The sequence below is a fragment of the Streptomyces gobiensis genome (assembly GCF_021216675.1).
In the GTDB taxonomy this organism is placed as follows: Bacteria; Actinomycetota; Actinomycetes; order Streptomycetales; family Streptomycetaceae; genus Streptomyces; species Streptomyces gobiensis.
On record NZ_CP086120.1, the window covers coordinates 646,612 to 671,527 of the forward strand.

General features: G+C 68.8%; 18 protein-coding genes and 1 tRNA gene. 11 read left to right on the plus strand and 8 right to left on the minus strand.

Annotation, left to right across the window (positions count from 1 at the left end; translation table 11 throughout):
* Positions 1-119 precede the first annotated feature (119 nt).
* Positions 120-1,640 (minus strand): 30S ribosomal protein S1, encoded by a 1,521-nt coding sequence (gene rpsA / locus test1122_RS03020; RefSeq protein WP_232267595.1) that lies wholly within the window; start codon positions 1,638-1,640, stop codon positions 120-122.
* Between the two features lie 350 nt (positions 1,641-1,990).
* Between rpsA and test1122_RS03025 the strand changes: the two genes are divergently transcribed.
* Both test1122_RS03025 and hrpB read left to right on the plus strand, forming a co-directional pair.
* Positions 1,991-2,797 (plus strand): class I SAM-dependent methyltransferase, encoded by an 807-nt coding sequence (locus test1122_RS03025; RefSeq protein WP_232267596.1) that lies wholly within the window; start codon positions 1,991-1,993, stop codon positions 2,795-2,797.
* Positions 2,798-2,811: 14 nt separating this feature from the next.
* Entirely contained in the window at positions 2,812-5,337 is a 2,526-nt protein-coding gene (gene hrpB, locus test1122_RS03030) for an ATP-dependent helicase HrpB (protein ID WP_232267597.1), read from the plus strand.
* Here the strand turns inward: hrpB and pgfA are convergent, their stop codons facing one another.
* The 4 genes from pgfA to polA form a co-directional block, all read right to left on the minus strand.
* Positions 5,338-6,297 carry a cell envelope lipid trafficking protein PgfA gene (gene pgfA, locus test1122_RS03035; RefSeq protein WP_232267598.1) on the minus strand — a complete coding sequence of 320 codons (960 nt, stop codon included), beginning with the start codon at positions 6,295-6,297 and terminating at the stop codon, positions 5,338-5,340.
* A gap of 16 nt (positions 6,298-6,313) precedes the next feature.
* Positions 6,314-6,457 carry an SPW_0924 family protein gene (locus tag test1122_RS03040; protein ID WP_232267599.1) on the minus strand — a complete coding sequence of 48 codons (144 nt, stop codon included), beginning with the start codon at positions 6,455-6,457 and terminating at the stop codon, positions 6,314-6,316.
* Positions 6,458-6,877: 420 nt separating this feature from the next.
* On the minus strand, positions 6,878-8,224 hold the full coding sequence (locus test1122_RS03045) for a lytic transglycosylase domain-containing protein (protein WP_232271732.1): 1,347 nt from the start codon (positions 8,222-8,224) through the stop codon (positions 6,878-6,880).
* Between the two features lie 135 nt (positions 8,225-8,359).
* On the minus strand, positions 8,360-11,014 hold the full coding sequence (polA, locus tag test1122_RS03050) for a DNA polymerase I (RefSeq protein WP_232271733.1): 2,655 nt from the start codon (positions 11,012-11,014) through the stop codon (positions 8,360-8,362).
* Between the two features lie 151 nt (positions 11,015-11,165).
* On the opposite strand from polA, the gene test1122_RS03055 reads away from it, so the two are divergent.
* The 7 genes from test1122_RS03055 (at position 11,166) to test1122_RS03085 (ending at position 20,472) form a co-directional block, all read left to right on the plus strand.
* Positions 11,166-13,442 (plus strand): FdhF/YdeP family oxidoreductase, encoded by a 2,277-nt coding sequence (locus tag test1122_RS03055; RefSeq protein WP_232267600.1) that lies wholly within the window; start codon positions 11,166-11,168, stop codon positions 13,440-13,442.
* A 77-nt stretch (positions 13,443-13,519) separates the two neighbouring features.
* Complete coding sequence (locus test1122_RS03060) at positions 13,520-13,993, plus strand: PaaI family thioesterase (RefSeq protein ID WP_232267601.1); 474 nt, start codon at positions 13,520-13,522, stop codon at positions 13,991-13,993.
* Positions 13,994-14,806: 813 nt separating this feature from the next.
* On the plus strand, positions 14,807-16,045 hold the full coding sequence (locus test1122_RS03065; protein ID WP_232267602.1) for a branched-chain amino acid ABC transporter substrate-binding protein: 1,239 nt from the start codon (positions 14,807-14,809) through the stop codon (positions 16,043-16,045).
* Positions 16,046-16,150: 105 nt separating this feature from the next.
* A complete protein-coding gene (locus test1122_RS03070) occupies positions 16,151-17,080 on the plus strand; it encodes a branched-chain amino acid ABC transporter permease (protein WP_232267603.1) in 930 nt (309 codons plus the stop codon).
* Positions 17,081-17,085: 5 nt separating this feature from the next.
* Positions 17,086-18,867, plus strand: coding sequence for a branched-chain amino acid ABC transporter permease (locus test1122_RS03075; protein WP_232271734.1), 1,782 nt, complete (start codon positions 17,086-17,088; stop codon positions 18,865-18,867).
* Between the two features lie 4 nt (positions 18,868-18,871).
* A complete protein-coding gene (locus tag test1122_RS03080; protein WP_232267604.1) occupies positions 18,872-19,759 on the plus strand; it encodes an ABC transporter ATP-binding protein in 888 nt (295 codons plus the stop codon).
* Positions 19,756-20,472, plus strand: a complete 717-nt coding sequence (locus test1122_RS03085; protein ID WP_232267605.1) for an ABC transporter ATP-binding protein — start codon at positions 19,756-19,758, stop codon at positions 20,470-20,472. Before test1122_RS03080 ends, test1122_RS03085 begins: the two co-directional genes overlap by 4 nt.
* A 47-nt stretch (positions 20,473-20,519) precedes the next feature.
* Here the strand turns inward: test1122_RS03085 and test1122_RS03090 are convergent, their stop codons facing one another.
* Positions 20,520-21,182, minus strand: coding sequence for an ANTAR domain-containing response regulator (locus test1122_RS03090; protein ID WP_232267606.1), 663 nt, complete (start codon positions 21,180-21,182; stop codon positions 20,520-20,522).
* Positions 21,183-21,281: 99 nt separating this feature from the next.
* Here test1122_RS03090 and test1122_RS03095 point away from each other — a divergent pair.
* Together test1122_RS03095 and test1122_RS03100 are read left to right on the plus strand one after the other, a co-directional pair.
* Positions 21,282-21,354: transfer RNA gene (locus test1122_RS03095), tRNA-Leu, on the plus strand.
* Between the two features lie 109 nt (positions 21,355-21,463).
* Positions 21,464-22,231 (plus strand): transcriptional regulator, encoded by a 768-nt coding sequence (locus test1122_RS03100; RefSeq protein ID WP_232267607.1) that lies wholly within the window; start codon positions 21,464-21,466, stop codon positions 22,229-22,231.
* Between the two features lie 413 nt (positions 22,232-22,644).
* Here test1122_RS03100 and pyk read toward each other — a convergent pair whose 3' ends face one another.
* On the minus strand, positions 22,645-24,099 hold the full coding sequence (gene pyk / locus test1122_RS03105) for a pyruvate kinase (protein ID WP_232267608.1): 1,455 nt from the start codon (positions 24,097-24,099) through the stop codon (positions 22,645-22,647).
* A 143-nt stretch (positions 24,100-24,242) separates the two neighbouring features.
* Positions 24,243-24,908, minus strand: a complete 666-nt coding sequence (locus test1122_RS03110; RefSeq protein ID WP_232267609.1) for an SIMPL domain-containing protein — start codon at positions 24,906-24,908, stop codon at positions 24,243-24,245.
* Positions 24,909-24,916 lie beyond the last annotated feature (8 nt).

The window sequence follows — 24,916 nt, forward strand, 5'->3', positions numbered from 1 at the left end:
GGCACCCCGCGGGCCGGGCGTACTCCCGCCACGCGGCGGCCCCCGGCAGGGGTACGCACAAGGCCCGCCCCCCGGTGGGGGCGGGCCTTGTGTTGGGGCTGTCGGCTAGCGGCTAGCTATCAGCTCTGGCCGCCGGCCAGCTTCTCACGGAGCGCGGCAAGGGCCTCGTCGGAGGCCAGCGCACCGGCGTCGTCGGTCGACTCCGAGGAGTACGAACCGCCGCCGCCACCGCCGCCGCCCTGGCTGGCGCCCTGCGGGGCCGGGGTGCCAGCGGTGGCACCCTCCGCCTCGGCCTGGGCGTCCGCCTCGCGGGACTTGACGACCTGCGCCTGGTGCTGCTCGAAGCGGGTCTGCGCCTCGGCGTACTGGCGCTCCCACTCCTCGCGCTGCTTCTCGTAGCCCTCGAGCCAGTCGTTGGCCTCGGGGTCGAAGCCCTCGGGGTAGATGTAGTTGCCCTGGTCGTCGTAGGACGCGGCCATGCCGTACAGGGTCGGGTCGAACTCGACGGCCATCGGGTCGGCACCGAAGGACTCGTTGGCCTGCTTCAGCGAGAGGCTGATGCGGCGGCGCTCGAGGTCGATGTCGATGACCTTGACGAAGATCTCGTCGTTGACCTGGACGACCTGCTCCGGGATCTCCACGTGGCGCTCGGCCAGCTCGGAGATGTGGACCAGACCCTCGATGCCCTCGTCCACGCGGACGAACGCACCGAACGGCACCAGCTTGGTGACCTTGCCCGGGACGACCTGACCGATCTGGTGGGTCCGGGCGAACTGCTGCCACGGGTCTTCCTGGGTCGCCTTGAGCGACAGGGAGACGCGCTCGCGGTCCATGTCGACGTCCAGGACCTCGACCGTGACCTCCTGGCCGACCTCGACGACCTCGGACGGGTGGTCGATGTGCTTCCAGGACAGCTCGGAGACGTGCACCAGACCGTCGACGCCACCCAGGTCCACGAAGGCACCGAAGTTGACGATGGAGGAGACGACGCCGGAGCGCACCTGGCCCTTCTGAAGGGTGGTGAGGAAGGTCTGGCGGACCTCGCTCTGGGTCTGCTCCAGCCAGGCACGGCGGGACAGGACCACGTTGTTGCGGTTCTTGTCCAGCTCGATGATCTTGGCCTCGAGCTCCTTGCCCACGTAGGGCTGAAGGTCGCGGACGCGGCGCATCTCGACCAGAGAGGCCGGGAGGAAGCCACGGAGGCCGATGTCGAGGATGAGGCCACCCTTGACGACCTCGATGACGGTACCGGTGACGATGCCGTCCTCTTCCTTGATCTTCTCGATCGTGCCCCAGGCGCGCTCGTACTGGGCGCGCTTCTTCGAGAGGATCAGGCGGCCTTCCTTGTCCTCCTTCTGGAGCACAAGGGCCTCGATCTCGTCACCGACAGCGACGACCTCATTGGGGTCGACGTCGTGCTTGATCGAAAGCTCACGGGAAGGGATGACACCCTCGGTCTTGTAACCGATGTCGAGCAGGACCTCGTCCCGGTCGACCTTCACGATGACGCCGTCGACGATGTCGCCGTCGTTGAAGTACTTGATCGTCTCGTCGATCGCGGCGAGGAATTCTTCCTCGGAACCGATGTCGTTTACCGCAACCTGCGGGGTGGTCACGGTGGTCTCGGTGCTGCTCGTCATGTGTGAAAGGGCTCCGGTACGGACATGAAGTCGTAGGTACTGCTACGCCGTGAGCCCGTATAGCACCGCCGAAGCCGGACAGCCTTGGAGGCGGAACTTTTCGGTTCAACGAAAAGCGCCTCGACAACCGAGGGGACATACAACCGTGCCAGCGCGACCTGCTCCGTCTGAGGTGCGCAGACCCGCAACGCAACTTGTAGCATACGGGCGCAGCCGGGCACGGTCAATGCGCGATTGAGCACACGTGGGACGTAATGTCACATACCCGGCACATCCCACCGACTCGCCCCGCTGCACACAGCAGCTACAAGATTTCAGCGAAGATTACGCGATCCCTGCAGACGGGCCAAATGATCCAGGAGTACGAGCCGCAGGCCACCCGGCGTAACGCCGGAGAGGCGGAGAGCAGCCGGGCGAGCCGGGGCTGGTGGGACCGGAACGCGGACGAGTATCAGCGCGAGCACGGGGGCTTCCTCGGCGACGACCGGTTCATCTGGGGCCCGGAGGGGCTGGATGAGGAGCAGGCCCGGCTGCTCGGAGATCCCGGGGATCTCGCCGGGCGGCAGGTGCTGGAGATCGGGGCGGGAGCGGCCCAGTGCTCGCGCTGGCTGGCGGCACAGGGCGCCCGGCCGGTGGCGCTCGACCTCTCCCACCGGCAGCTGCAGCACGCGCTGCGGATCGGGGCCGAGGGCATCGGGCTGGTTCAGGCGGACGCGGGGGCCCTGCCCTTCCGCGACGGCGTGTTCGACCTGGCGTGCTCCGCGTACGGCGCGGTGCCCTTCATCGCCGACCCGGTGCGGGTCTTCCGTGAGGTGCGGCGGGTCCTGCGGCCGGGAGGCCGCTGGGTCTTCTCGGTCACCCATCCGATCCGGTGGGCACTGCCGGACGAGCCGGGGCCGGAGGGGCTCACCGTGTCGGCCTCCTACTTCGACCGGACGCCGTATATCGAGCAGGACGCGACGGGCCGGGCTGTCTATGTGGAGCACCACCGGACGCTGGGCGACCGGGTACGTGATGTGGTCGCCGGCGGCTTCCGGCTGCTCGACCTGGTGGAGCCGGAGTGGCCCGCCTGGAACCAGCAGGAGTGGGGCGGCTGGTCACCGCTGCGGGGACAGCTGATCCCGGGCACAGCGATTTTCGTCTGTGCGCGGGACTAGCGAGACTGGGGCGCGTGCTCCGTACCGACGCGCTGGATCAGCTCCCCGTACGTACCGCCCTGCCCGCACTGCGTGACGCGCTCGCGGCGCGTGGGGCCGCCGTGCTGTGCGCGCCGCCCGGGACGGGGAAGACCACGCTGGTGCCGCTGGTGCTCGCCGGGCTGGTGGGGGACGGGCCGCCGCAGCGGGTGCTGGTCGCCGAGCCGCGGCGGATCGCGGCGCGGGCCGCGGCCCGGCGGATGGCGTGGCTGCTGCGTGAGCAGGTGGGCGGGAAGGTCGGCTTCACCGTGCGCGGGGAGCGGCGGGCCGGCCGCGACACCGTGGTGGAGGTGGTGACGACCGGTGTGCTGTTGCAGCGGCTGCAACGGGACCAGGAGCTGCCCGGCGTCGATGTGGTCATCCTCGATGAATGCCATGAGCGGCATCTGGACGCCGATACGGCCGCTGCCTTCCTGCTCGATATACGGGCCGCCCTCCGGCCGGAGCTGCGCCTGGTCGCGGCGTCGGCGACCACGGACGCGGCGGGCTGGGCCCGGCTGCTGGACGCGCCGGTCGTCGCGGCGCAAGGGGTCAGCCACCCGGTGGAGGTGGTGTGGGCGCCTCCCCTATGGCCCGTCAAGCCGCCGCATGGGATGCACGTGGATCCGGCGCTGCTGGGCCATGTCGCGGCCGTGGTGAGGCGGGCGCTGGGTGAGCGGGAGGGGGATGTGCTGTGTTTTCTGCCCGGGGTCGGGGAGATCGCCAAGGTGGCCGGGCGGCTGGGGGCGGTGGACGCCGAGGTGCTTCAGGTGCATGGGCGGGCTCCAGCCGCCGTGCAGGACGCAGTGCTGGCCGGTGGCGGTCAGCAGCGGCGGGTCGTGCTGGCCACGGCGGTGGCGGAGTCAAGCCTGACGGTGCCGGGCGTACGGGTCGTGGTGGACGCGGGGCTGGCGCGGGAGCCGCGGATGGATCACGCCCGGGGGCTGAGCGCGCTGACGACCGTACGGGCCTCCCGGGCGGCGGCCCGGCAGCGCGCCGGCCGGGCGGGGCGGGAGGCGCCGGGGGCGGTGTACCGGTGCTGGGCTGAAGGGGAGGACGCGCGGCGGCCGCGCTTTCCGTCGCCGGAGATCGCAGTGGCGGATCTGACCACGTTTGCCCTGCAGGCGGCGTGCTGGGGCGATGCGGAGGCGAGCGGGCTGGCGTTGCTCGATCGGCCGCCGGGCGGGGCGATGGCGGCGGCGCGGGAGGTACTGACGGCCATCGGGGCCGTTGACGCCGGTGGGCGGCCGACGGACCGGGGCGAGCGGATGGCGCGGCTCGGGCTGCATCCCCGGCTGGCGCGGGCGCTGCTGGACGGTGCGCAGGCGGTGGGGGTGCGGGCGGCGGCGGAGGTGGTCGCGTTGCTGAGCGAGGCCGCGCCTCGCGAATACGGTGATGATGTCGCGGCCGCCTTGGGTGCGGTGCGGCGAAGTGGCCGGCACGACGCCTACGCGGGGCGGTGGCGTGCCGAAGCCGGGCGGCTGCGGGCCGCGCTGGGGGATCTCCCCTCCCGCCCGCCCCTTCCTGGCGGTACTGGTCCTGGCGGCGCTGGTCCTGGTGGCGCTGGGGACGGGGACGGTGCCGGGCTGGTTGTCGCGTTGGCGTATCCGGAGCGGGTGGCGCGGATGCGGGGCAAGGACGCTTACCTCATGGCGTCCGGAACCCGGGCCGAGTACGGGGGCGGCGCCTCCTGGGTGGCGGTGGCCGTGGCGGACCGGCCCGCGGGGGCCGCGTCGGCCAGGGTGCGGCTCGCGGCGGAGATCGACGAGGAAACGGCTCGGCTCGCGGCGTCGGCGCTCTACGCGGAACGCGAGGAGGTCCGATGGGACGCGGAGCGGCGTGAGGTCATCGCGCGGAGTGTTGAGCGGCTGGGCGCCATTGAGCTGACGGAGCGCACACTGCGCGCGCCGGACCCCGGGCGGGTACGGGCCGCGCTCCTCGACGGGCTCCGCAGGGAAGGGCTGGGACTGCTGCGCTGGCCGCCTCAGGCCGTATCGCTGCGGCAGCGGATGGCCTTCCTGCACCGGGAGTTGGGGGCTCCCTGGCCGGATGTGTCGGACGCGGCGCTGCTGGAGCGCGCCGAGGAGTGGCTGACCGGTGACGCTCTCGCCGGTGACGCTCTGGGCAAGGTCGACACCACAGCGCTGCTGAACGGGCTGCTGCCCTGGGCGGGCGGTGCGGCCGCGCGGCTGGACGAACTGGCGCCGGAGCGGATCGAGGTGCCGTCCGGTTCCCGGGTCCGTATTGACTACGCGGGCGGACAGCCGGTGCTCGCCGTCAAGCTGCAGGAGCTCTTCGGCTGGACCGCGACCCCGCGGCTCGCGGCTGGGCGGGTGCCGATGCTGGTGCACCTGCTCTCCCCCGCCGGGCGGCCCGCTGCCGTCACGGCGGATCTCGCGTCGTTCTGGCGGGACGGCTATCGCGCCGTACGGGCTGAACTGCGCGGGCGGTATCCCAAGCACCCCTGGCCGGAGGACCCGGCCCCCGCGGAGCCGACCCGGCGGACCAAGCCCCGGCGCTGATCAGGCGGGTTTGGCGGGTTTGGCGGGGCGGCGGGAGCGGGCCTCCAGCAGCAGGGCAAGGGCCAGGAGACCGCTGCCAAGGGTGAGCAGGGCCAGCGGGGCATAGCTGCGGAAGATCAGCAGGAGCTGGCGGTTGGACCTGACGAGGTCGATATTGGCTTCGAAGAAGTCCGGGCGCATCTTCACATGCCCGTCGAAGGCGGTCAGCGGCTCTTTGTCCGGGTCGTTGGTCCACCGCATCTCCTCGGTGTGGATCTCCTCTCCGTTGAGCGGGGCGCCGGTCAGGGGCTCGATCCAGAACATCCGCTTGGTGGTGTACCAGCGCTCCAGGCCGACCTGTTCGACGGTATCGGGGGTAGCGCCCAGCGGAAGTTTCTTCGGCACCGGCACCTTGGTCCAGGGAATGGTCTGCTCAAAGTAGTAGACCTCCATACCGCGGATATTCCGGGTGCCCTTGTAGTGGATGGGTGCGGAGGCACGGGTCTGCATATCGAAGTAGGCGTAGTCCCGTTTCTCGGTGAGGAACGGCCACTTGTACGCGATGCCGTCGCGTTTGACCTTGTCGCCGTCGACATGTTCACCATCGGCGTTGACCGGCTGCTGCGAATGGGCGTCGAAGATATAGCGTTCGGGGATCTGCGAGACCATCTTGCCCTTGTCGTCGGCGACATAGCTCATGGTGTCCCAGACGACGACATCACGGCCGTGCTCGGCCTTGACCTTCTTCGCCTCGGCCACATTGCCCTTGAGGGTCTGCACGATGCTGATCCTGTCGACCTTCTTGGGCTTCATGGAGGCGTAGTCAAGGAGAGTGGCGTTACGCGCCTCCAGGACCATCGTCTGGTACTCGCTGGGCGGCACCTTCACCAGCCGGGGGAAGGCGTACCAGCGCAGCAGCGGGGCGAGGGCGGCCAGGAAGACGGCGAGGGCGAGCAGGATCAGGCTGGCTTTACGGCGCATGGCTCTGGCCCTCCCGCTACGGGCGCTCGGGGGCGGCTGGGACGGTGGTCAGCAGCGGTTCGGGGGATGTCTCACCCGGGGGTGCGCCGATGGCGGTGACCGTGAAGACGAGGGCCAGGGCTGCGGCCAGCCCGATGGCGGCGGCGATGAGGGCGCGCATGGGCAGCAGGCCTCCCGGGGTGTGGACGCCGGGCTGATGGGGCGTCAGGGGGTGGGCACCGTAGCAATGAGGGCGGGAGATGAGAACCGGTGGTGCGGGGTGGGGAGCGGCGGCTGGGGGGTTGCCCCCTGTCCCGTCCCCAGCTGTCGCTGGGGGCGCCCTCGGGAGGGCCTCTGTCTTCCCCGGCTGTGCCGGCCCGGCTCAGTGTCCGGAACGGCCGGTGGCGGGGCCGTTGCGCGGTGCTTCCGTCTGGGGTGAGCTTCCCCAATCCCGCCCCTTCCCGTAACCGGGGCTCCGCCCCGGCCCCCGGGGTTGGCCGGTGCGGGACGGTGGCCGGGTGTTGTGCCCACCCGTTCCGCCCTGGGGGCACCTCCCAGCGTTAGCTGGGGGAGGAACGACTGCCCACAACACTGTGGGGTGTTAGTCGCGGCGGGTTGTGGCGGGGGTGGGGGTCTTGTCGGGGTCCTCGTTCTCCGGATCGTCCGGGGTCTCGTCCTGCTTGTCGTCCTCGTCGGGGGTGGCGCAGGGGTCGTCCGGCTCCTCGGAGTCCTCAGGGTCTTCGGGGTCCTCGTCTTTGGGGTCCTCGGGGGCCGACTCGCTGGGGGTCGGAGTCGGGGTGGGGGTTGGGGTTGGGGAGGGGGTTGGGGTTGGGGAGGGGGTGGCGGTCTGCGACTCGGAGGGGGAGGGGGATGGGCTCTCGGGGCACTCGGGGGAGGTGGGGGTGGGGTCGTCTGGTTCGGGGGTGGTGGGGGTGGGAGTTGGGGACTTGGTCGGGGTCGGTGGCACCTTGGTGGACCAGGGTGGGGGGCTGCTCGACTTGGCCGGGGCGGCGGGCTTGGGGGTGGTGGGCTTGGGGGTCGGGGTCGGGGTCGGCTTCGGGGAGGGGGGTGGGGCGGCTTCGCTTGGGGTGTCCTTCGCGGGGCGTGGGGACTTGGTGGCGTTGCCCGCGCCCGGGGAGTCCGGCAGGACGCCGGTGCCGTCCGGGACCTCGTGGGTGCCCTTGCGGTAGAACTCCAGCCAGGACAGGACCGTACGCATATAGTCCCGTGACTGGTTATAGCTGAGGATGGCCCGCTCCAGCTGCGCCCGGTTCGACAGGTCGCGGCCACCCGCGCAGAGATAACGGCCGGCGGCGAGTGCGGCGTCGAAGACGTTGTTGGGATCGCTGACCCCGTCGCCGTTGCCGTCCGCGCCCCATTTTGCCCAGGTCGACGGGATGAACTGCATGGGGCCGACCGCACGGTCGTAGCGGGGGTCGCGGTCGAAGTCGCCGCCGTCCGTATCCCGGATCAGAGCGAAGCCGTTGCCGTCCAGGACCGGGCCGCGGATCGCCTTGAGGGTGTTGCCCTCACCGTCCAGGGCGCCGCCGCGTGCGTGGCTGGACTCCACCTTGCCGATGGCGGCGAGCAGCTCCCAGGGAAGGTTGCAGCGGGGCTTCTCCGCACCGAGGGTCTTCTCCGCCCGCTTGTACGCGGCCAGCACGGTGGCGGGGATGCCTGCCTCGGGCGGGCCGGTATCCACCGGGTCGTCACCGGGCTTGCCGGAATGACCCGGTTTCTCGGGGGTGTTCAGCGGGGGCAGTTCGGTGTGGTACGGCGAGTTGCCATCCGCTGGGTGGTCGGCTTCCGGGGCGGGGTCCGAAGCGTCGGAGCCGGGCAGCACCAAGTCGATTCCGGGCGCCTGCGAGGCGCCGAGGGCGACCATCGCAGCCGCCGCCACGGCGGAACTCGACACCCCCCTGCGGAGCCTGCGGCCTATCCCACCCATCCGAGCAGCCATACGGCCGTCCCCTCCCTGCTGCGCTGTCGGTGCGCCGCTCGCCCACACTCCCCTGCGGACGGCAACGACGTGACACTACGACAACTTCAGGCCCCTGGTCACTTCTCCCGGCGATGGCCGGTGTCAGTGGGCCGCCGACTCCCAGTCGGTGCCCGCGCCGACCGAGACATCCAGCGGAGCACGCAGCTCGACCGCACCGGCCATCTCCCGGCGGACCAGCTCCTCGACCCGCTCACGCTCCCCCGGGGCGATCTCCAGCACGATCTCATCGTGCACCTGCAGCAGCATCCGCGATGTCAGCTGCTCCTTGGTCAGCCCCTCATCCACCCGCAGCATGGCGATCTTGACGATATCGGCCGCGGTGCCCTGGATCGGGGCGTTGAGTGCCATCCGTTCGGCCATCTCACGGCGCTGCCGGTTGTCGCTGTTGAGATCGGGCAGATAGCGGCGGCGACCCAGCATCGTCTGGGTGTATCCGACAGCCCGTGCCTCCTCGACGGCCCGCTGAAGATAGTCACGGACCCCGCCGAAGCGCTCGAAGAAGGTGTCCATCAGCTTCCGCGCCTCATCGGGCGCGATGCTGAGCTGCTGGGACAGCCCGAACGCGGAGAGCCCATAGGCCAGTCCATACGACATCGCCTTGATCTTGCGGCGCATCTCCGCGTCGACCTGGTCCTTGGCGACCCCGAAGACCTGCGAGGCGACCGTGGTGTGCAGATCCTCACCGGAGGTGAACGCCTCGATCAGGCCCTCGTCCTCGGACAGATGCGCCATCACCCGCAGCTCAATCTGGCTGTAGTCAGCGGTCATCAGCGACTCAAAGCCCTCACCGACCACAAAACCCCGGCGGATCGCCCGGCCCTCGTCCGTCCGCACCGGCACGTTCTGCAAGTTCGGCTCGGTCGACGACAGCCGCCCGGTCGCCGCCACCGTCTGACTGAACGAGGTGTGGATACGGCCGTCAGCGGCGATGGTCTTGATCAGCCCCTCGACGGTGGTGCGCAGCTTGGACTGCTCCCGGTACCGCAGCATCAGCACCGGCAGCTCATGGTCGGTCTGCGCGGCCAGCCACGCCAACGCGTCGGCATCGGTCGTATAGCCGGTCTTGGTCTTCTTCGTCTTGGGCAGGCCCAGCTCACCGAAGAGGACCTCCTGGAGCTGCTTGGGCGAGCCCAGATTGAACTCATGACCGACGGCGGCGTGCGCCTCACTCACCGCCTGCTGTACGGCGTCGGCGAACTGCTGCTCCAGCCGGGTCAGCCAGGGCCGGTCCGCAGCGATACCCGCCCGCTCCATACGGGCCAGCAGCGCGGACGTCGGCAGCTCCATATCGTGCAGCAGCTCGCTCGCGCCGACCTCCTCCAGCCGCCCGGTGAAGGCCTCACCCAGATCCAGAATGGTGCGGGCCTGCCCCATCAGGGCGTCGGCCTCGGCCGCATCGTCGGCGCCCAGCGCCAACTGGCCGCTGTCCTGGACCGGCTGGGGCAGCTCACGGCCCAGGAACTCCACGCTCAGCGCCTCCAGCGCGAAGCTGCGGCGGCCCGGCTGCACCAGATAGGCGGCCAGGGCGGTGTCCATGATGATGCCCTGGACGCTCCAGCCGTGCTCGGCGAAGACCCGCAGCACCCCCTTGGCGTTATGCAGAACCTTGGGCTGGCCCGCGTCCGCACACCAGGCGGCGAAGGCCTGCTCATCGGCCTCATCCAGCTGTGTGGGGTCAAACCAGGCCGCCGGCCCCCCGGCGGTGGCCAGCGCGATCTCCCGGACGCTGCCGGAGCCCAGTCGCCAGTCGTCCACCGTGGCCAGACCCAGCGGCGCCTGGGCGTGCTCGGCCAGCCAGGGCGCCAGCTCACCGGTGCCCAGCACCGCGCCGTCGACCTCGACCCCGTCGATCAGGGCCGTCTCCTCCTCCTGAGCACCCGGATCCGCGGCGAACAGCCGCTCGCGGAAGTTCACATGCCGGAACTCCAGGGCGTCCAGCACCACCTTCAGCGCATCCCGGTCATACGGGACACGCACCAGGTCCTCGGGGCGGTCCGCCAGCTCCACATCCCGCACCATCTCGGTCAGCCGCCGGTTGAGCTTCACGGCCTCCAAATGATCGCGGAGATTCTGCCCGGCCTTCCCCTTGACCTCCTCGACATGCTCCACCAGCCCCGCGAACGACCCGAACTGGTTGATCCACTTTGTGGCGGTCTTCTCCCCCACCCCCGGGATGCCCTGCAGATTGTCGGAAGGATCACCCCGCAGCGCGGCGAAGTCCGGATACTGGCTCGGCGACAGACCGTACTTCTCCCGGACCTTCTCCGGAGTGAAGCGGGTCAGCTCGGAGACGCCCTTGGTCGGGTAGAGCACCGTCACCTTGTCCGAGACCAACTGGAGACAGTCCCGGTCACCGGTGACGATCGACACCTCAAAGCCCTCGGCCTCCGCCTGAGTGGCGAGCGTGGCGATCACATCATCGGCCTCGAAGCCCTCCACCGCGAAACGCTTGACCCGCATCGCGTCCAGCAGCTCCCCGATCAGCTCCACCTGGCCCTTGAACTCATCGGGAGCCTTGGAACGATTCGCCTTGTACTCCGCGAACTCCTCCGAACGCCAGGTCTTGCGCGACACATCAAAGGCGACAGCGAAATGCGTAGGCGCCTCGTCGCGCAGCGTGTTCGCCAGCATCGAAGCGAAGCCGTAGATCGCGTTCGTCGGCTGGCCCGTCACGGTGGAGAAGTTCTCCGCGGGCAGTGCGTAGAACGCCCGGTACGCGAGTGAGTGCCCGTCCATCAGGAGCAGACGTCGCGAGCTCGCGGATGCTGTCTCATTCGATGCTGTCTTTGCCACGTCCCCGATACTCCCACGCCCCGCTGACATTCCACTCCGGGCAGCGGGGACAGCACCGGGGACAGCACCGGCCGGGCGTGGCAGGATCGAGAAGATGAAGCGCACTCCGCCGTCCGGCGACCCGGTCCAGGACGCCCCCGAGGTCAGCGCCCCGCAGCAGTCCGCCGCCGGGCTGCCCGCCATCGGTCACTCACTGCGCATGGCCCAGCAGCAGATGGGCGTCAAACGCACCGCGCTCACCCTCCTCAAGGTCAACCAGAAGGACGGCTTCGACTGCCCCGGCTGCGCCTGGCCAGAACCGGACAAACGGCATGCCGCGGAGTTCTGCGAGAACGGTGCCAAGGCCGTCGCCGAAGAGGCGACACTGCGCCGCGTCACCCCCGCCTTCTTCGCCGGGCACACCGTCGCCGACCTCGCCACCCGCTCCGGCTACTGGCTCGGGCAGCAGGGCCGCCTCACCCAGCCGATGTATCTCGCCGACGGCGCCGACCACTACGCGCCCATCTCCTGGGAGCGCGCCTTCGACATCGTCGCCGAGGAGCTGCGCGCCCTCGGCTCGCCCGACGAGGCCGTCTTCTACACCTCCGGCCGCACCAGCAATGAGGCCGCCTTCCTCTACCAGCTCTTCGCCCGCGAGTACGGCACGAACAATCTGCCCGACTGCTCCAATATGTGCCACGAGTCCTCCGGCTCGGCGCTCACCGAGACCCTGGGCGTCGGCAAGGGCAGCGTCCTCCTCGACGACCTCTACCACGCCGACCTGATCATCGTCGCCGGACAGAACCCGGGCACCAACCACCCCCGGATGCTCTCCGCCCTGGAGAAGGCCAAGCGCAACGGCGCCAAGATCATCACGGTTAATCCGCTCCCCGAAGCCGGGATGGAACGGTTCAAGAACCCACAGACCCCGCGCGGACTCGCCGGGAGCGGCACCCCGCTCACCGACCTCTTCCTGCAGATCCGGCTCGGCGGCGACCAGGCCCTCTTCCGGCTCCTCAACAAGCTCATCCTGGAGACAGAGGGTGCGGTCGACGAGGAGTTCATCCGCGAACACACCCACGGCTTCGAAGAGTTCGCCCATACGGCTCGTACGATCACCGACTGGGACGAAACCCTCCAGGCCACCGGACTGACGCGGACCGCCATCGAGCAGGCGCTACGGATGATCCTCGCCGCCAACCGCACCGTGGTGTGCTGGGCCATGGGACTGACCCAGCACAAGCACGCGGTGCCCACCATCAAGGAAGTCGTCAACTTCCTGCTGCTGCGCGGCAACATCGGCCGCCCCGGCACCGGAGTGTGCCCCGTACGCGGCCACAGCAATGTGCAGGGCGACCGCACCATGGGCATCTTCGAACGCCCCGCCCCCGCCTTCCTCGACGCCCTGGAGAAAGAGTTCGGCTTCGCCCCGCCCCGGGCACACGGCCTGGACACCGTCCGCTCCATCCACGCCCTGCGCGACGGCCAGGCAAAGGTCTTCTTCGCCATGGGCGGCAACTTCGTCGCAGCCTCTCCCGACACCGCCGTCACCGAGGACGCCATGCGCCGCGCACGGCTCACCGTCCACGTCTCCACCAAGCTCAACCGCTCCCACACGGTGACCGGCGCCCGCGCGCTGATCCTGCCCACCCTCGGCCGCACCGAACGCGACCGGCAGGCCAGCGGCGAGCAGTTCGTCACCGTCGAGGACTCCATGGGCATGGTGCACGCCTCCCGCGGCCGCCTGGAGCCCGCAAGCGAACACCTGCTGTCCGAGCCCGCCATCGTCTGCCGACTGGCCCGCCGCGTGCTGGGCGAGCACAGCCGCACCCCCTGGGAGGAGTTCGAGAAGGACTACGCCGCCATCCGCGACCGGATCAGCCGCGTCGTCCCCGGCTTCGAGGACTTCAACACGCGGATCGCCCGGCCCGGCGGCTTCACCCTCCCGCACGCCCCACGCGATGACCGCCGCTTCCCCACCGCCACCGGCAAGGCCAACTTCACGGCCGCACCCGTCGAATACCCGCGCGTACCCAAAGGCCGGCTGCTGCTGCAGACGCTGCGCTCTCACGACCAGTACAACACCACGGTCTACGGCCTCGACGACCGCTACCGCGGCATCAAAGGCGGGCGCCGCGTCGTCCTCATCCACCCCGATGACGCGGCCGGCCTCGGCCTGGCCGACGGCTCCTACGCCGACCTCACCAGCGAATGGACCGACGGCAGCGAACGCACCGCCCCCGGCTTCCGCGTCGTCCACTACCCCACCGCGCGGGGCTGCGCCGCCGCCTACTACCCCGAGACCAATGTCCTCGTCCCGCTGGACGCCACCGCTGACACCAGCAACACCCCCGCGAGCAAGTCCCTGGTGATCCGCCTCACTCCGGTCTAAGCGTTGGCTTAGCTTCTGATAGGAACGGTGCAGACGACAACGACTCACCGCAGAGCGACCGATCGGAGCCGCACCCCATGGGCGAGAAGACCACCACCCAGTTCCCCCAGGACGTCCTCGACCAGTGGTCTGGGCTCGGCGTCGACCTGCCCTCGCTCTTCTCCGCAGGACATCTCGGCGACCGCATGGGGCTCCAGATTCTGGAGGCCGCGCCGGAGAAAGTCGTCGGCACGCTGCCGGTCGAGGGCAACACCCAGCCCTACGGCCTGCTGCACGGCGGTGCGTCGGCCGTGCTCGCCGAGACTCTCGGGTCTGTCGGCGCGATGCTGCATGGCGGCCCCAGGAAGATCGCCGTTGGTGTGGACCTGAACTGCACGCATCACCGTGGTCCGCGGTCTGGGGTGGTCACCGGGACGGCCACGCCTGTGCATCGGGGGCGTACGACCGCTACGTATGAGGTGGTCATCGCCGATGAGCAGGGTCGGCGGGTGTGTACGGCGCGGCTCACCTGCTTGTTGCGGGACGCGGACCCGCAGGCCTACCAGGGCTGAGCCCTGGGCGCCCCTCCCCGGCTGTACCGATATGCGGCTCCGCCGCGTGGCGGGGCTTCGCCCGGCTGCGGGGGCGCCGTGGGTGGGTTTCCCCGATTCCCGCCCCTTCCCGGCTGTATCGATATGCGGCTCCGCCGCGCGGCGGGACTTCACCCCAGCTGGGGGTGCCGTCGGTGGAGTTCCCCGTATCCCGCCCCTTCCCGGAAACCGGGGCTTCGCCCCGGGCCCCCCGCCCCCCGGGGTGGCCGGTTGCCGCTCCGGTGGCCTGGTGTTGTGCCCACCCGTGCCGCCCCTCGGGCGGCCCGAGTGCCCACAACATTCGTGGGCCCGGGCCCACAACGGTTGGGCCCGGGTGCCCGCAACGTGGGGGTGGTCTGGTGGAATCTCCCGGTTGGGGTGAGATGCGCTTTTCTTGGGTTACTCTGCGTAGTCTGTGCGGGGCGGGAAACCTCAGCGTGATCCTGGGTGGCTGCTGCGTGCAAGAACTGGGCCGCGTCTTCCGTACGGTATGCGAACCCCCAGTCAAGGGCCTGTCATCGGCGCCATGGGCGAGCTGGGGGTTCGGCATGCGGAACGTGTCCGCCATCTCGCCGCCAGCACAGCGCACCGTCCCCACTGGATCTTCCTGGCATGCCCCCGGCCGCCCTGGTCATAACAAGAGCGTCACATCATTGCGTCCACCTCTGCCCCACCTGAGCCCACGGCCATAGAGTCACGGCCAGTCACCGCGCCGCCGGGCGCCTCACCCCAAACGGCCCGGCGCGCAAGACGGCCCCTTACGAGAAGAGGCCGCGCCAGCGGAAAGGACTGATCGTGCGTCACCGTTCCTTGCTCATTCTCACCACCGGAATCACCGCGGGAGCAATGGCGCTCTCCGCCTGCGGCTCCCGGGACGACAGCGGCGGCGGAGGAGACAGCGACAAAACCACTGTCGTCATCGGCCTCGATGCCCCGCTCACCGGTGACCTGTCCGCGCTGGGCCAGGGCATCAAGAACTCCGCGGACCTCGCCGTCAAGACCGCGAACAAGAACGAGGAAGTCAAGGGCGTCACCTTCAAGCTCGTCGCGCTCGACGACGCCGGCCAAGCCGGCACCGGCCAGCAGAACGCCACTAAGTTCGTCGGAAACGACGACGTCTACGGCGTTGTGGGGCCGCTCAACTCACACGTCGGCGAGTCCATGCAGAAGGTCCTGGGCAACGCCAACCTCGTACAGGTCTCCCCCGCCAACACCGCGCCCCAGCTCTCCCAGGGCCCCAACTGGCAAAAAGGCGACAAGAAGCGACCCTTCGACACCTACTTCCGCACCTCCACCACCGACGCCGTACAGGGCCCCTACGCCGCGCAGTACGTCTATAACGAAATGAAGCTCAAGAAGGCCTTCGTTATCGACGACAAGAAGACCTACGGCGCCGGACTCGCCTCCACCTTCAAGAAGGAATTCACCAAACTCGGCGGCAAAGTCGTTGCCACCGACAATGTGAACCCCGAAGACCGCGACTTCTCCGCCATCGCCACCAAGGTCAAGAACTCCGACGCCGACTTCGTCTACTTCGGCGGCGAATACCCGGCCGGCGCCCCGCTCACCGACCAGATCAGCCGGGCCGGAGCCAAGATCCCCGTCGTCGGCGGCGACGCCCTCTTCAGCGGCGAATACATCTCGCTGGCCAAGAAGAAAGCCGAAGGCGACCTGGCCACCTCCGTCGGCGCCCCGCTGGAGACCCTGGACACCGCCAAAGAGTTCATGAAGAACTACAAGGCCGCCGGCTACAAGCTGCCCTACGAGGCCTACGGCGGCTACTCCTACGACAGCACCTGGGCCATCATCCAGGCCGTCAAGGCCGTCGTCGAGGAGAACGACGGCAAGCTCCCCGGCGACGTGGACGACGCCCGCAAGCAGATCACCGAGGCCATGAACGACGTCTCCTTCAAGGGCGTCACCGGTGATGTCGGCTTCGATGAATTCGGCGACACCACCAACAAGCAGCTGTCCGTCTACAAGGTCGAAAAGGGCGAGCACAAGCCCGTCAAGACCGGCACATTCGAAGAGTAAAACCCCGGGGTCACCCGCCCCATCCCGCAGGAATACTGCTGCTGCGCGGGGGCGCAAACAGCGCCCCCGCGCAGCCGTTTCTCATCACCCCTCGGAGGCCCCCCGGTGCAAGGTCTGCCGGAGCAATTGGCCAACGGCCTGATCCTCGGCGCGATGTACGGACTCATCGCGATCGGGTACACCATGGTCTACGGCATTGTTCAGCTCATCAACTTCGCCCATGGCGAGATTTTCATGATCGGCGGCTTCGGCGCGCTGACCGCATGGCTCTGGCTGCCTGACGGCACATCCCTGATGGTCGCCCTGCCCCTCATGATTCTCATGGCCATGATGTGCTCGGTACTCGTCGGTATCGGAGCCGAACGGCTCGCCTACCGGCCATTGCGCGGCGGCCCCCGGCTCGCCCCACTCATCACCGCGATCGGCCTGTCCATCGCACTCCAGCAAGCCATCTGGGCCTTCTACCCCGGAGCCAAGAAGGACCGCTCCTTCCCACGGTTCAGCGGCGGACCCGTCGAAATCGGCGGAATCACCCTCCAACGCGGCGAAATATTTCTCCTGATAGCTGCCCCCCTCTGCATGATCGCCCTCGCCGTCTTCGTCTCCAAGACCCGCACCGGCCGGGCCATGCAAGCCACCAGCCAAGACCCCGACACGGCCAAGCTGATGGGCATCAACACCGACCGCATCATCGTCACCGCCTTCGCCATCGGCGCCGCCTTCGCCGCCATCGCGGCCGTCGCCCACGGCCTGAAATTCGGCCAGGTCAGCTTCCGCATGGGCTTCATCGCCGGACTCAAGGCCTTCACCGCCGCCGTACTCGGCGGCATCGGCAACATCTACGGAGCCATGATCGGCGGCCTCGTCCTCGGCCTCACCGAAGCCATGGCCACCGCCTATATGTCCAACGTCCCCGGCATGCAGCAGTTCGGCGGCGGAGCCTGGAAAGACGTCTGGGCCTTCGTCCTCCTCATCCTCGTACTTCTTTTCCGCCCCCAGGGCATCCTCGGCGAGCGCGTAGCGGATCGGGCGTGATCACCATGACCAACAACACCCCGGCCACCCAGAACACCCCCGGCGTCATCCCACTGCCCGCAGCGGGAGCCCGGCTCACCACCGTCATCGGCGCCGCCGCCACCTTCGCCACCACCTTCCTCGCCTGGACCTGGACCAGGGAATTCCCCGGCAACCTCACCGTCAACGGCTACCCCGGAGGACTCCAGGTCCTCACCCTCACCGGCGCGCTCCTCACCCTGCTCTTCCTGCTCGCCGGATACGGCATCCGCGGCCTGCGCTGGCTCACCCCCGGCGGCCGCAACAGCCCCGCACTCCTCCTCGCCCTCGGCACCTTCGCCACCACATGGTTCACCGTCGCCGCCATCGCCACCGAGCTCGGCGGCCTCGCCAACCTCGAACCCGGCGGCTGGCTCGCCGCCGCCGCGTCCCTCACCCTCGCCATCGCGGCCCTCGGCCTCCCCGCCGACCTGCCCACCGATCAGGACCACCCCGCCACCACCCCCTGGCGACGGCTCCTGCACTCCCTCAAAGCACCCGACCCCGGCCTCGCCAGGACACTGCCCTCCTGGGCCGAAGTCCTCGTCATCGCCGCCGCCTGCGGCGTCGGCCTGTACGTCTTCACCTACGGCATCGACACCGAATACGGCGAGCTGTTCATCGGCTTCCTCATCCTCACCGGATTCGGCGCCACCGCCCTCTACCGGTCCGGACTCACCCGGCGCCTGTCCGCACTCACCACAAAACACCGCAACGTCGCCATGACCTCGGCCTTCATCGCCGCGGCACTCTTCCCCTTCACCCAGAGCAGCGACACCTACACCTCCGTCGCCGTCAGCATCCTGATCTTCGCCACCGTCGCCGTCGGCCTCAACGTCGTCGTCGGCCTCGCCGGACTCCTCGACCTCGGCTACGTAGCCTTCCTCGGCGTCGGCGCCTACACCGCCGCCCTGGTCTCCGGAGCCCCCACCGCCGCACTCGGCATCCAGTTCCCCTTCTGGGCCGCCGTACTCGCCGGAGCCGTCGTCTCCATGATCTTCGGCATCATCATCGGCGCCCCCACCCTCCGGGTACGCGGCGACTACCTCGCCATCGTCACCCTCGGCTTCGGTGAAATCTTCCGCATCGCCATGCAAAACCTCGACGGCGACTCCGGACCCGACATCACCAACGGCCCCAACGGCATCCCCAACATCCCCGACCTCAACTTCCTCGGCTTCGACCTCGGCCAGAAACACACCCTCCTGGGCTTCGAACTCGGCAGATTCGCCAACTACTACCTGCTGATGCTGCTGTTCACCGCCCTCATCGTGATCATCTTCCGGCGGTCCGACCACTCCCGCATCGGCCGCGCCTGGGTCGCCATCCGCGAAGACGAAACCGCCGCCCGCGCCATGGGCATCAACGCCTTCCGGCTCAAGCTCCTCGCCTTCGCCCTCGGCGCCACCCTCGCCGGAATCGCCGGCACCGTACTCGCCCACGTCGAATACGGCGTCCACCCCGACGGCTACAAATTCGTCCACACCGTCCCACCCAACTCCGCCTTCCTCCTCGCCGCCGTCATCCTCGGCGGCATGGGCACCGTCAGCGGCCCCCTCATCGGCGCCGCACTGCTCTACCTCATCCCGGCCAAACTCCAGTTCATGGCCGACTACCAGCTGCTCCTGTTCGGCCTCGCACTCGTCCTCCTCATGCGCTTCCGCCCCGAAGGACTCATCGCCGACCGCCGCAAGCAGCTCGAATTCCACGACACCGGCCAACCAGACGTCCCCAAGGGCAGTCCCGGCCTCAGCAAGACGGAGGCATGACGACATGACCACAAAAACCCAGACACCACCGGGCACCGGAGACAGCGGCACCGACCAGACCGTCCTCTCCGCCACCGGCGTCACCAAGCGCTTCGGCGGACTCACCGCTGTCCGGGACGTCAACCTCACCGTCAACCACGGCGAAATCGTCGGCCTCATCGGCCCCAACGGCGCCGGCAAAACCACCTTCTTCAACTGCCTCACCGGGCTCTACATCCCCACCGAAGGCACCGTCACCTACAAAGGCACCGTCCTCCCCCACCGATCCCACCTCGTCACCCAGGCAGGCATCGCCCGCACCTTCCAGAACATCCGGCTCTTCGCCAATATGACCGTCCTGGAAAACGTCCTCGTCGGACGGCACACCCGCACCAGAGAAGGCCTCTGGTCCGCCCTCCTGCGCGGCCCCCGCTTCCGCACAGCAGAAAACGAATCCGAGGAACGCGCCATGCAACTCCTCGAATTCACCGGCCTGGCCGCCAAACGCGACCACCTCGCCCGCAACCTCCCCTACGGCGAACAACGCAAGCTCGAAATCGCCCGCGCACTGGCGAGCGACCCCGGCCTGCTGCTCCTCGACGAACCCACCGCGGGCATGAACCCCCAGGAGACCCGAGCCACCCAGGAGCTGGTCTTCGCCGTTCGCGACCAAGGCACGTCCGTGCTCGTCATCGAGCACGACATGCGCTTCATCTTCAACCTCTGCGACCGGGTCGCCGTCCTGGTCCAGGGCGAAAAACTGGTCGAAGGGACCCCCGAACAGGTACAGGGCGACGACCGTGTCGTCGCCGCCTACCTCGGCACCCCCTTCGAGGGAGCGCCCGGAGAGGAAGAAGTCGCCGAGGTCGAGGCGGCCGAGCGGCACCAGCAGGAAGAAGGGGACGACCAGTGACCGCACTTCTCGAGGTCGAGGACCTGCGGGTCGCCTACGGCAAGATCGAAGCCGTCAAAGGCATCTCGTTCAGCGTCGAAGCCGGCCAGATCGTCACCCTCATCGGCACCAACGGCGCGGGCAAGACCACGACGCTACGGACCCTGTCCGGACTACTCAAGCCCGTCGCGGGAAAGATCACCTTCGACGGCCAGCCGCTCGCCGGAATCGGCGCCCACAAGATCGTCGCCATGGGCCTGGCCCACTCCCCCGAAGGCCGCCGGATCTTCCCCCGGCTCACCATCGAGGAAAACCTCCGCCTCGGCGCGTTCCTCCGCAAGGACGCCGACGGCATCGCCAAGGACGTCCAGCGCGCCTACGAGCTCTTCCCGATCCTCGGCGAACGCAGCAGACAGGCCGCGGGAACCCTGTCCGGCGGCGAACAGCAGATGCTGGCCATGGGCCGCGCCCTGATGTCCCGGCCAAAACTGCTGATGCTCGACGAGCCGTCGATGGGGCTCTCCCCGATCATGATGCAGAAGATCATGGAGACCATCACCGAGCTCCAGGCTCAGGGCACGACCATTCTGCTCGTCGAGCAGAACGCGCAAGCCGCGCTGTCGCTGGCCGACCGGGGCCATGTGATGGAGATCGGCAAGATCGTACTCTCCGGCACGGGTGAAGAGCTCATGCACGACGAGTCCGTCCGCAAGGCGTACCTCGGCGAGGACTGACGGAGCCGAGCGAGCCGGACCCAGGCCGGAGGCCTGGGTCCGGCTGCTTACTTCTGCTGCTTCTTCTCCTCAGCGTCCTCGATGACGGCCTCGGCGACCTGCTGCATGGACAGACGGCGGTCCATCGAGGTCTTCTGAATCCACCGGAACGCGGCGGGCTCGGTCAGCCCGTACTGGGTCTGCAGGACCGACTTCGCCCGGTCGACGAGCTTGCGGGTCTCCAACCGCTGGGAGAGGTCGGCGACCTCCTTCTCCAGCGCCTTCAGCTCGGTGAAGCGGGATACGGCCATCTCGATGGCCGGGACGACATCACTCTTGCTGAACGGCTTCACGAGATACGCCATGGCCCCGGCGTCCCGGGCCCGCTCCACGAGGTCGCGCTGCGAGAACGCGGTGAGCATCAGGACCGGGGCGATGTTCTCCTCGGCGATCTTCTCCGCGGCGGAGATCCCGTCCAGGACGGGCATCTTCACATCGAGGATGACCAGATCCGGCTTGTGCTCCCGCGCGAGCTCAATCGCGGTCTGCCCGTCTCCGGCCTCCCCGACGACGGAGTAGCCCTCTTCCTCCAGCATCTCCTTGAGGTCGAGCCGGATGAGGGCCTCGTCCTCCGCGATGACGACTCGCGTCGTCAATGGCGGGACATGGGCATCGGCCCCCTCAGAGGTGTCGGCTGGCGTATTGGGCTCGGGGACGTCAGCGGCGCTCACGGGGCTCCTCGCTTTCGGGCAGGTGGGGCACCCCGAGCCTACCTAGGTCCTGTATGGTGGTGTCACAGCGGGTGACCGCTAACCTTCGTTTTCAAGGAAGCCCCGGTAGTCCAGCGGAAGAGACACGGTGCTCAAACCACCGACAGCGTGGGTTCGAATCCCACCCGGGGCACTTTTCCTGTGTTTCGTAGGTCTGCCTACCGTTGGCGATCTTCACCCCTTGAGGTGAACGGCTCTTCGAATTGCCGCGCGATCGCACGGCTACAGGCAACGTCGCGGACATGTACGACCTAGACACACGCAAACGCGCCCTCGCGCTCATCGGACAAGGCCGCAGCCTCAACTCCGTGAGCAGGCAGATCGGGATATCGAGGGCTGCCATCCGCGAGTGGCAGACCCGACTTGAGCCCCTGCGGGATTCGGAGTGCCTAAGATGCGGGCCTGAGCCAGCGCTCCCGCAGGACACCACTGCGTATACGTACCTTCTCGGGCTGTACCTAGGCGACGGGTGTATCAGTACGGGGCCACGACATGTCCACCGGCTGCGCATCTTCTGCGCCGATGCGTGGCCGGGCCTTATCGAGAGCTGCGCCACAGCAATGCGGCAGGTCCTTCCCCAGAACACCGTCGGCCGGGTCAAGAAACAGGGGTGCGTAGAGGTCGGCAGCTTCAGCAAACACTGGCCTTGCCTCTTTCCCCAGCACGGCTCCGGTAGGAAGCACGAACGCCGCATCGCCCTCGAGCCCTGGCAGCAGCAGCTGGTCGAAGAGCACCCATGGGAACTGGTCCGAGGGCTCATCCACTCTGATGGATGCCGCATGACCAACTGGACGACCCGCGTAGTTGGCGGTGAACGAAAACGCTACGAATACCCGCGGTACTTCTTCACCAATACCTCGGCCGACATCATCCGGCTCTTCACCGATACCCTCGACGGGCTCGGGGTCGAGTGGAAACACGCACGCCAGCGCCGCAAGGCGCAGATGATCTCCATCGCCCGGCGGGCGTCTGTCGCGCTTATGGATGAGCACGTTGGGCCCAAGCACTGACGGGTCTGGGGTGCGGGAGGTGTGCCCCAATCCCACCCCTTCCCGAAACTGGGGGCTGCGCCCCCAGACCCCCACCCCCTGTTGTGGGCACTCGCAGCCCCGCGAGGGGCTGTGGGTGGGCACAACCCGGCCACGGCCCGCACAGGGCCAACCCCGGGGCCCCGGGGCAAAGCCCCGGTTACGGGAAGGGGCGGGATACGGGGAACACCCACCCACGGCAACCCCGCCACCGGGCGAAGCCCCGCCACGCGGCGCAGCCGCACACCGGCACAGCCGGGAAGGGGCGGCGTCGGAGAAACCCCCACCCACGGCGCCCCGGAGCCGAGCGAAGCCCCGTTACGCGGCGGAGCCACCCCGGCGGCGGGGCGAGGTCCGGCTGCGCGGCAGGGCCGCGGGATCGGGGACCCCGTTCGCTAGACGGCCCGGCCGTGGTGGGACTTGGGGGTGTCTTCCTCGCCGATGTGGTGGACGCGGACCAGGTTCGTGGTGCCGGGGACGCCGGGCGGGGAGCCCGCGGTGATGACGACCATGTCGCCCCGGTCACAGCGGCCGATCTTGAGGAGCTGTTCGTCGACCTGGTCGACCATCTCGTCCGTGGTCTGGACGGTCGGGCCCAGGAATGTCTCCACCCCCCAGGTGAGGTTGAGCTGGGCGCGGGTGGCCGGGTCCGGGGTGAAGGCGAGGACGGGGATGGGTGAGCGGTAGCGGGAGAGGCGGCGGACGGTGTCGCCGCTTTGCGTGAAGGCGACGAGGAACTTGGCGCCGAGGAAGTCGCCCATCTCCGCGGCGGCGCGGGCGACGGCGCCGCCCTGGGTGCGCGGCTTGCTGCTGGGGGTGAGGGGTGGGAGCCCCTTGGCGAGCAGGTCCTCTTCGGCGGCGGTGACGATCCGGCCCATGGTTTTGACCGTGTCGATGGGGTGTTTGCCGACGCTGGTCTCGCCGGAGAGCATCACCGCGTCGGTGCCGTCCATGACCGCGTTGGCGACGTCGGAGGCTTCGGCGCGGGTGGGTCGGGAGTTTTCGATCATCGAGTCGAGCATCTGGGTGGCGACGATGACCGGTTTGGCGTTCCGCCTGGCGAGCTTGATGGCGCGTTTCTGGACGATGGGGACGGTTTCGAGGGGCATTTCGACGCCGAGGTCGCCGCGGGCGACCATGAGGCCGTCGAACGCGGCGACGATGTCGAGGAGGTTGTCGACCGCTTGGGGCTTTTCGATCTTGGCGATGACGGGTCGGGTGATGCCTTCGTCCCGCATGACGCGGTGGACGTCGCGGATGTCGTCGCCGCTGCGGACGAAGGAGAGGGCGATGATGTCGGCGCCCATGCGCAGGGCCCAGCGGAGGTCTTCGACGTCTTTGGGGGACAGGGCGGGGACGGAGACGGCGACGCCGGGCAGGTTGAGGCCCTTGTGGTCGGAGATCATGCCGCCTTCGAGGACCAGGGTCCGTACGCGGGGGCCGTCGACGGCGATGACTTCGAGGGTGACTCGGCCGTCGTCGACGAGGATGCGCTCTCCGGGGGTGACGTCGATGGCGAGCCCGGAGTGGGTGGTGCCGCAGTGTTCCTGGTCGCCTTCGGTCTCTTCGGTGGTGATGGTGAATTCATCGCCGCGTTCAAGGAGTACGGGGCCTTCACGGAAGCGGCCGAGGCGAATCTTCGGGCCTTGAAGGTCTGCGAGGATGCCGACGCTGCGGCCGGTCTCCTCGGAGGCTTCGCGTACCCGGTGGTAGCGCTCCTCGTGCTCGGCGTGGCTGCCGTGGCTGAGGTTGAAGCGGGCCACGTCCATTCCGGCCTCGATGAGCGTTTTGATCTGCTCATACGAGTCGGTGGCGGGCCCAAGTGTGCAGACGATTTTTGCTCGGCGCATACGTCGAGCCTATGACTTACCGGCCAGTAGAGAAGTATAGGAGGGTGGCCGTTCAACGTCTTGGGTGTGAAAGGGGTTTGACAACTCTTGTATATGGGCGGGGCCCTGCTCCGATGAGCGCTCATTGGCCATGCCAGACAGTTTTACAGGGTGGGCCGGGTCGTGGTGAAGCGCGCGTTCACCTGGGCGTAGACGCTCTGTCGGCGGGGTTCCAGGTCGAGTGCGGGGGTGTCGGACTCGGTAGCGGCGGCGGTCCCCGCGAAGCCGCGCAGCACTCCTCCGCTTTCCATGTCGGTATCGGCGAGTTCGATGAGGTCGGCCAGTTCGGCGCCGAGTGCTCCGGCGTATTCGCGGGCGCGGGTGACCGCTTCCCGTACGGCCTGCTGGCGGGCTTCCCGGTGTACGGGGGACTCCGGGCGTAGCGCCCACCAGGGGCCGTCGACGCGGGTGAGGTCGAGGTCGGCGAGGCGGGTGGTGAGTTCGCCGAGGGCGGTGAAGTCGGTGAGGACGGCTTCGATGTGGACGGTGCCGTGGTAGGCGCGGACGCGTTCGCCGCGGCCGTGTTTGGTGAGTTCGGGGGCGATGGTGAAGGAGCTGGTCTCGGTCGTCTCGACGGCTTCGCCGTAGGACTCGATCAGTTCCAGTACGTGGCTGTTGCGGCGGGTGAGGTCGTCGAGGGTGGCGCGGCGGTCGGTGCCGCGGGCGGTGACGGTGATGCCGATGCGGGCGATTTCGGGGTCGACGTCGAGTCGGGCTTCGCCGTGGACGGCGACGCGGGGTGCGTCGGGGGTGCCGGGTGTTGTGGTCATGGGCTCAC